The 7571-nt window shown below is 44.0% G+C and carries 7 protein-coding genes; 3 read left to right on the forward strand and 4 right to left on the reverse strand.

The genetic code is table 11. The features are described 5' to 3' along the window. Positions 1–2: 2 nt before the first annotated feature. The gene (locus ABIO93_RS27680; RefSeq protein WP_348073254.1) at positions 3–929 is read left to right on the forward strand and encodes a sugar phosphate isomerase/epimerase; all 927 of its coding nucleotides are present in this window, start codon (positions 3–5) and stop codon (positions 927–929) included. On the opposite strand, the gene ABIO93_RS27685 is transcribed toward ABIO93_RS27680, so the two are convergent. Beyond that, entirely contained in the window at positions 912–2123 is a 1212-nt protein-coding gene (locus tag ABIO93_RS27685; protein WP_348073255.1) for an acyltransferase, read from the reverse strand. The genes ABIO93_RS27680 and ABIO93_RS27685 overlap by 18 nt on opposite strands. Before the next feature lie 376 nt (positions 2124–2499). Here ABIO93_RS27685 and ABIO93_RS27690 point away from each other — a divergent pair, with 376 nt between their 5' ends. Continuing rightward, positions 2500–2688: a hypothetical protein gene (locus ABIO93_RS27690; protein WP_348073256.1), complete on the forward strand. Its 189-nt coding sequence runs from the start codon at positions 2500–2502 to the stop codon at positions 2686–2688. A 25-nt stretch (positions 2689–2713) separates the two neighbouring features. Beyond that, positions 2714–3877, forward strand: coding sequence for an acyl-CoA dehydrogenase family protein (locus ABIO93_RS27695; RefSeq protein WP_348073257.1), 1164 nt, complete (start codon positions 2714–2716; stop codon positions 3875–3877). Here ABIO93_RS27695 and ABIO93_RS27700 read toward each other — a convergent pair. The 3 genes from ABIO93_RS27700 to ABIO93_RS27710 all read right to left on the reverse strand — a co-directional run bounded on the left by ABIO93_RS27700 (position 3870) and on the right by ABIO93_RS27710 (position 7340). After that, a complete protein-coding gene (locus ABIO93_RS27700; protein ID WP_348073258.1) occupies positions 3870–4817 on the reverse strand; it encodes a sterol desaturase family protein in 948 nt (315 codons plus the stop codon). The two genes, ABIO93_RS27695 and ABIO93_RS27700, sit on opposite strands and share 8 nt — an antisense overlap. A gap of 193 nt (positions 4818–5010) precedes the next feature. Then, complete coding sequence (locus ABIO93_RS27705) at positions 5011–6501, reverse strand: helix-turn-helix domain-containing protein (protein ID WP_348073259.1); 1491 nt, start codon at positions 6499–6501, stop codon at positions 5011–5013. 167 nt (positions 6502–6668) lie between these two features. Further along, complete coding sequence (locus tag ABIO93_RS27710) at positions 6669–7340, reverse strand: porin family protein (RefSeq protein WP_348073260.1); 672 nt, start codon at positions 7338–7340, stop codon at positions 6669–6671. Positions 7341–7571 lie beyond the last annotated feature (231 nt).

Raw genomic sequence — 7571 nt, forward strand, 5'->3', positions numbered from 1 at the left:
TTATGTCACAAAGCCGTCGTCAATTTTTGAATACTGCCGCAGTAGCTGCTGGTGCGGCCGCATTATCCGAAACCGCCTGGGCCGAAAAACAGCCTGCGGTTTTTCCGGTTTCGTGTAATCAGTATTCCTGGATTACATTTTATGCGAGGGAAGGCCGCGACTGGTCTGCCAATCAGGATATTTCATTGACTGAATTTGCATCAACGGGTATCAAAGCCTACGAACCTGCATTCAATCATGCGGAAGAAGTTACCAAGTTGTTGCCATTGTTGAAAAAACATCAGCTGGTAATGCCTTCTGTTTATGTAAATACATCATTGCATCAGGCTGGCGAGGCATCGAAATCATTGGAATCTGTACTCGCTATTGCGGATGCTTTGCAACCGGCAGGTACCAAAATTATTGTCACTAATCCGAACCCTATCAAGTGGGGAAGCGAAGAAAATAAATCGGATGCGGAACTGGCAGAGCAGGCCAAAAATTTGGATAAGCTTGGCGCTGAGTTGAAAAAACGGCGCATGTCGCTGGCATACCATACGCATGATGTGGAGCTGCGGGCGGCTGCACGGGAATTTCATCACATGTTGCTGGCGACTGATCCGGCTAATGTTTCACTTTGTCTGGACGTGCATTGGGTTTATCGCGGTTCCGGGAATTCACAGGTTGCCTTGTTTGACATTGTTAAATTGTACGGCAAACGCATTATTGAACTCCATTTAAGGCAATCGAAAGGAGGAATCTGGCAAGAAACTTTCGGAGAAGGAGACATTGACTATCCAAAGTTAGCGCGGGCATTGAATTATCTGAATGTAAAACCACATCTTGTATTGGAACAATGTCTTGAAAAAACTTCTCCCAAGACGATGAATGGCGTTGAGGCTCATAAAATTGATCTGGTTTATGTGAATAAGCTATTTAACAACATTTAACTCATCAGGCTGTTTAACCGCGATTTGATCGACTATTTTCTTGCCTATGCCAATCAATGGTTTTTCAATAAATCTGTAAATCAGATTGCATAGGGTAAAACAAGTAAGCAGGATCAAAAATAGCGCGATCAGAGAAATACTGAGCTTGGACAGGTTGAATGCTTTGGAATAAAAAATCGTCTGGTGCACTATCAGGCCCATTAATAAAGGATGAACCAGGTACAGGGAGTAGGATATGTCGGCTCCGTAACCTGCTATTTTCCCGGATAGCAATGATCTGAAAAATGCGAGAATTTTAAATAGAAAATCAGGAAAAGCGGGTCGTAGCTCATCAAGAAACAAAAATAACAGGAAAAGCGCGGTTATAGCATTGGTGACAAACAGCTGAAATGGTAACAGCAGAAACAAGGAAATGCAAAGATAAACGGGGCTAATCCTTCCGAGTTTCACCCCTGCTGATGTCATACCAAACAGAAATAATGGCAAAGTAACAGTCAATACTGAGGGTAGCCTGAATGCGGGAAAAGAGGTAAGATTTGTTAAAATGTACAATATTTTTGGCGAAACCAGCGCCAATAGCACCGACAGAATCAAAAACAGCACAAGTCGTTTTCGTTGCAACGATTTCTTAGCGAAAATGAAAAGAAATAAAAACGGAAAGAGGAAGTAAAACTGCATTTCGAGGGACAGACTCCACGCTACTCCGAGTATGCTGTCGTGAAATCCAGGAAAGAGGCCGTGGATCAAAAAGATGTGGGAAATGAGGTCTGCTATACCTGGCTGTGCGGCAGACCTTGCAAAGCCCCACTGAGTTACATTACTTCCGGTGAAAAAAACGAGGTTTTGCTGGTCAATCTGAGTGACTTTTACAAATGTAAAAAAAGCGATCACGATCATTATAATGTAAACCGGGTAGAGCCTGAATAACCTCCTGAGCCAGAATTTAATGATCGTTTCGCGACTGTTAGGAGGTTCACTTTTTTGCCGGGCCAAATAGTTATACATCATAAGGAAACCGGTGATGATCATGAACCCGTAAACCGCGATGATGGGCTTGTTAAGCGTCATCAGAAAAAATTCCGGTAGTTTGTAAGTCTTTGGACCGCCAATGTGATCGTAAAAATGTCCTCCCACAACCCACAAAGCCAGAATAAATCTAAATCCATCCAAAAACTTAATCCGGCTTACATCCATTGAACTTAAAGAGTAAATATTTTCTGCTAATGTAACCACTGGATGCAGCTAAAAGAGATTTAATTTCTGCAAACGGAGTAAATGAAGGAAATTGATGCAATTGAAGTAGCTTGCCTCACCGAATTCCAGTAAGGCACGAGTTCCAAAAATTACACGCACTAACTTAAAAGAATGGCACCTCTTAAATTTGATTGGGACGGTGGTAACCTAATGAAATCTGTTGACAAGCATCTGATTGAGAATGGGGAGGCCGAAAGTATGTTTGAAGATCCGAAAAAATTGGTCATCATAAGTCAAAGATCCCTGGAAATTCGTTACTTATGTATAGCGAAAAGTAACAGGAACAGATTGTTATCATCTTATTTTATTATCAGAAATGGAAAAGTTAGGATCATCGGAACGCGCGTTGCAAGGAAAAGCGAAAGGCAAGACTACGAAGACGCAACCGGTTAGATACGTGGTTCCCTCGATACCTGACGATGTGAAACTGAGTGATTTTGTGAGAGGGGTACCTGTGGATCTTGAAGCCGCATTGCGTTTATCGGAAAAGAAAATGAAGAAGTAATTATTCATTTTCTGCATTTACAATCATGCTCACTACCGACTTCTTCAATATCAATGACCTGCTCACTACTGAGCAGCAACTCATTGCCAAAACTGTCAAAGAATTTTCCGACAGGGAAATCAAACCGATTATTGAAGACTATGCTCAAAAGGCCGAATTTCCGCTGCATTTGATCAGGAAATTCGGAGCACTGGGTGTATTTGGTCCGACTATTCCGCTGGATTATGGTGGTGGCGGACTGGACTACATCAGTTATGGCCTTATGTGCCAGGAAATCGAAAGAGGCGATTCGGGCATGCGTTCGACGGTTTCTGTGCAAAGCTCGCTGGTCATGTGGCCTATATTTCAGTTTGGTACTGAGGAGCAAAAACAAAAATATCTTCCCCGACTTGCCACCGGCGAACTATTAGGATGCTTCGGGCTGACGGAGCCTGATCACGGCTCCGATCCTGGTAGCATGAAAACTTCCATTACCAGAACGACAGGCGGTTATATCCTGAATGGCTCTAAAATGTGGATTTCCAATGCTCCATTTGCTGATATCGGGGTCGTTTGGGCTAGAAATGATGACGGCAGGGTTCAGGGGCTCATTGTGGAACGTGGCATGGAAGGTTTTTCTACTCCTGAAATACATGGAAAATGGTCGTTACGGGCGAGCGCCACAGGCGAGCTGGTTTTTGACCAGGTATTTGTTCCAGATGCAAATCTGCTACCACTGGGCGTCGGTCTCAAAGCACCGCTGCAATGTTTGGATAAAGCGCGCTACGGCATTGCCTGGGGCGTAATCGGTGCCGCAATGGACTGTTATGAAACTGCGGTGAAGTATGCCGGAGAACGGATTCAATTCGATAAGCCGATCGGGGCTTTTCAGCTTACACAAAAGAAACTGGCGGAAATGCTGACCGAAATTACCAAAGCCCAGTTGCTGGCGTGGAGATTGGGCGTTCTCATGAATGAAGGGAAAGCTACTACCACGCAAATTTCAATGGCAAAGCGGAATAACGTCCAGACCGCATTGAATGTAGCCAGAGAATGCAGGCAGATCCTGGGTGCGATGGGTATTTCGGGCGATTACCCGATCATGCGGCATATGATGAACCTGGAATCGGTCATTACCTACGAAGGAACGCACGATATTCATTTGCTGATCCTTGGTGCTGAAATTACAGGGATTCAGGCGTTTAAATGACCTCGGCAGTCGGCGATCGGCTTTCAGTGACTTGGTTTTGAGAAGATTTGTTTTGTAAATCTTTTGTGGTTTGTCTTGAACCATCCGGCGACCAGCCGGGCGCTTTAATCAAATATTTCAACTTGGTACGGAATGTTGCCGGTTGCCTGAAATCCTTTCCGATTTCCTTCCATTCGTGAAAAACCGTATGTCCAAGACCGGGCGTTTCAATCGGTTTGGTTAATCCATATCTCGGCGGCACGGAAACCATTTCTTCCTGAAAAGTACCGAAAATGCGGTCCCAGATAATCAGGCACATACCCATGTTCTTGTCAAGATACTGCACATTGCTGGCGTGGTGTACGCGGTGGTGCGACGGTGTAACCATAATGTATTCCAGCCAGCCCAATTTGCCGACATATTCCGTATGCACGATAATGCCGTAAATCTGCGTCAGCGAATACATGATGATGATATCCGCCGGATTGAAACCAATCAATGTGAGCGGAATGAAGTACACGAACCGGTACAAAGGCTGAAAAACCGACGATCGGAAACCGGTGGTGAGGTTAAAATGCTCGGAGGAATGATGCGTCACGTGCACCGCCCAGAAAAGCCGACAATGATGATCCACATAATGTAATGTGTAAAAGGCGAGGTCTTCCAGCAGAAAAAGCAGCAGCCAGTAGATGTATGGATTTTCAATGGGTGCAACAATTGAAAAATGATAGAACCAAATCAGTATACCAACGTAAACGGCCCGGAACAAAAGATCGATACCGCCATTGGCCAGCATTAAAAGTGCATTGGTGAGGCTGTCACGGAAAGAGTAGGGGGCGCGTACTGCTGCGTCGCTGTGGTGAGAGCGGTATGTTAAGAAGATTTCCAGGCTGATCAAGCACAGATAAAACGGTGTGGACAGCTTTAAAAGTAAGTCCTCAAAGTCATAAGTACCAGGCATAGTTGTCTTTTCAAATACGTACAAAGATAGCTGAGAAGAGAAATGTAAAATTGGTTGTACTGATTTCTAAGAAATTTTTAATTCAGCCACATGAGTTACATACATTCTCTGTAATGAGACATTTATTTCAACTGTAACCCCTATTCAACTAATAAAATTTCAGCTTATGCTCTAACTAAGTGAAATACCCACCTTAGTTGATCATTTTGCGCAAAGCTTTTCTCAATTCTTCGTTTTTAAACTTTTTTTGAAGAATGATAGGAGCTGCGATGCGTTCACGGCAATCGAACAGCGAACATCTTTCACAAGTCTGGTTCACGTCCCGCGATGGTAGCAGCGGGTCTTGCAGAAATGCAAGCTTTTCGCGCGTTTGGTCGTCGAGGTAAATACCCATGGAAACGCTCACATTGAGATTCGGGGTAGGCGACATGGGTTGGGCAAAACTGATGACCAGATATTGATCCTGCGTATCAATGTAAGTTGATTTTTGCGCTTTACAAAGGATCCGTGGCTGCTCCTTGTGTTGAATGATTTCAGCAAGGTCGTTGAGTACGGTCAATGCTACCCACCTCCGGCAATAATGTTCGTCTCGGACCGTGTGCGGATAATGTTTTCTCGAAATGTGCATTTCCTTGGTCATATCGAACAGGTTCTGTCCGACGAAATTATTAAACCGCGAGAAAAAGATCTGGTTAATGCCGAAGTAGCGCGGCAGAATGTTACTGAGCCGGTAACAGAACGACTCCGGAGTGGTATTGAAATGGTGTATCAGGTCAATGAGCTTCTCGGGCTGCCAGGTTTTTTGGGCAAAAAAATCGGCGATCGCCGGCACCAGCAAACTTCTCTTAATAATGATTCCGCTGGCAAAGTAGGAGGCCTTGAAGTTATTCAGAAGTTGCTCAAATGATTCTGCTTCGACTAGTGCAGTTGTGTGCAACCTGTTTTTCAGGTTCAGATAAAGATAGCCTATCTCGCGGCCGTAAATAAATGCCCGCTGAACGGACGACAAATGCATATTGACCAATAACCTGCTGCCGGAAGCATTGGTAATCGTTAAAGATCGTACACTCGAAAATTCAGGATTGACCCTTTCATTAATGTTCTCGATCACATAATTGTAGCGGGTCCTGAGTATTTCGGCAAGGTAAGTTTCATCCAGCAACCTCTCAGGTTCTACCTGATTTTCAGTCAGAAAGCGTTCGGCTTCTGTTTCAATGTCCTCGAAATAATTGTCGTGCATTTCCTGGTAAGTACGAAGCGCAGAGAAATAGAATTTCTCGATCGACATATTATAGTTTCGCGCAATTTCAATGAGCGTGCCCACAAATGCACTGATCTTCATAGGGGCGTCGGAGAGGATCTCCAACAGGTTGGCAGGATCGATTCCGAACAGTTCGAGTGGTAGCTCGGTCAGGATATTAGAGCTCAGGAGGTCGGAAATGGGTTCCAGCCGCTTACTGAGCTTTAACGAAACGAGGGTATCGTAATCGACATCCATTGCTGCCGCTAATGCGAGGATCTTGTCGGATTTGGGGTATTTTTTTCCTTTTTCAATCTCGTTAATGTAAGAAATTGACAAGCCTGATTTCTGGGAAAGCTCGCTGAGTGACAATCCTTTATCAAGCCTGAGTTGTTTCAGTTTTAAACCAAAAACCAACCTTACATTATCTGTATTTATTGCCACTTTGCTATGCGATGGGAGCCTGATGCGAGGATTTGCGTACAGGCAATTTAGTTAAAGAAACACAAAAGTAGAAATCGGCGCGGTATTCCTCGGCAAGACCGAAAACAAAAAGCGGAACCATGCCCATGCACGTTCCGCTTTTTGGAATTGATTCTGTTGATGAAATATCAGAGAATAGAGAAACCCAGTGTCGCCTGGAATAGATTTCCTTTTTTACCAAACTGGTGGGCAGTCGTCGCATTGTCAAATTTGATCTTTGCGATTTCTGTAAAATTACCCTCGTAACGCACATCCAGGCTCAGTCGCCCAAAATCCACACCTACACCGGCCTGATAACCATAAGCCAGGCGGTTTTTGAATTCAGCATTTGAATTTGAACCGGCAATTTGATCGAATGAATCACCCAATTTACCGTTGTTTGACAGTCTTAATGAAGCCATCGGGCCTACGTTAACCCTGAAAAATTTCGCAACACGTACACCGAAAAGTATCGGTACGTCCAAATTTGAAAAGCGTACATCGACTTTGCCGTCCGAATTTTGTACACCGTCTTCATACACATTGAATCTTCCTCCTTTTTGAGAAAGCAACACTTCCGGTTGAATGTAGAATGTTTTTCCAAATCTGAAAAACACACCTCCCACAAAACCCAGCGACCGGTTATCGTTATCTTTAAAATCAAAGGCATTGCTGCTGTTAGCAATGGACAAGTCGTTACTGCCATTGATGTTAGATAAATTAGCACCCGCCTTGATGCCAAACCGGAAAGCAGGATCATACTGTGCCGTCGCCCCGTGCGCAATTAGCAAAGCAAATAGCGCAATCATAATGTTTTTCATAGCAATCAGAATTAAATGAATTTGTATTGATACTGCCACAGCAGATCAAAACTCATGCCGTTTGCAAAGGGGAGCGATTACAGTTTAAATGGGCATTTGTTTCTACAAACCCGCCGGTTTTGAGAATGGTAACATCGTAATGTCGGGCTGAATGACCTTTATGCAATCAAAAAAAGCTATTTTTGCGCTCGATTTACAAAAAAAGAAGCACCGGATCTCACAAAACAGGGG

This window comes from Dyadobacter sp., from assembly GCF_039919315.1.
GTDB lineage: Bacteria > Bacteroidota > Bacteroidia > Cytophagales > Spirosomataceae > Dyadobacter.